The organism is Streptomyces sp. NPDC127092 (genome assembly GCF_042722475.1).
Classification (GTDB): domain Bacteria; phylum Actinomycetota; class Actinomycetes; order Streptomycetales; family Streptomycetaceae; genus Streptomyces.
Genome location: NZ_JBHXFE010000259.1, coordinates 1 through 608 on the forward strand (window position 1 = coordinate 1; position 608 = coordinate 608).

The window sequence follows — 608 nt, forward strand, 5'->3', positions numbered from 1 at the left end:
CGCGACGACGGGTGTCAGCGGGACCGGGCCGACGCCACCGCCGGGCAGTTCCTCCAGCACCACGGCATCCGCGCGCTCGTAGTGGGCCACCTCGGCGAGACCGGCGACGGTCCTGCGCTCGAACACGTCCCGCGGGGAGAGGATCAGACCCGCGGCCTTCGCGCGGGCCACCAACTGGATCGACATGATGCTGTCGCCGCCCAGCGCGAAGAACGACTCGTCCAAGCCGACCTGGTCGACGCCGAGCACTTCGGCGAACACCGACGCCAGCGTTTCTTCCGTCGCTGTCCGCGGCGCGCGGTGCGGTCCACGCGCCACGTCCGGTGCGGGGAGTGCGGCACGATCCACCTTCCCACTCGCCGTCACCGGCAACTCCCCCAACACCACCACCACCGACGGCACCACACCCCCCGGCAACACCGACCCCGCAAACTCCACCACCACACCCGGATCCACCCGCACCCCCACCTCCGGCACCACATACCCCACCCACCGACCACCCTCACCCACCACCACCACCGCCGCCCCCACCCCCGGCCCCAGCACCCACACCTCCTCCACCTCTCCCACCCCCCCCCCCCCCCCCAAACCCACAAAAAGAATCTTGG

The 608-nt window shown here is 71.4% G+C and carries 1 protein-coding gene; it reads right to left on the reverse strand.

Annotated features, from left to right (window positions below):
- Positions 1 to 570, reverse strand: a 570-nt coding sequence (locus ACFWJO_RS39500; RefSeq protein WP_386873097.1) for a phosphopantetheine-binding protein, incomplete at its 3' end; no start/stop codon positions are given.
- Between the last annotated feature and the right edge of the window lie 38 nt (positions 571 to 608).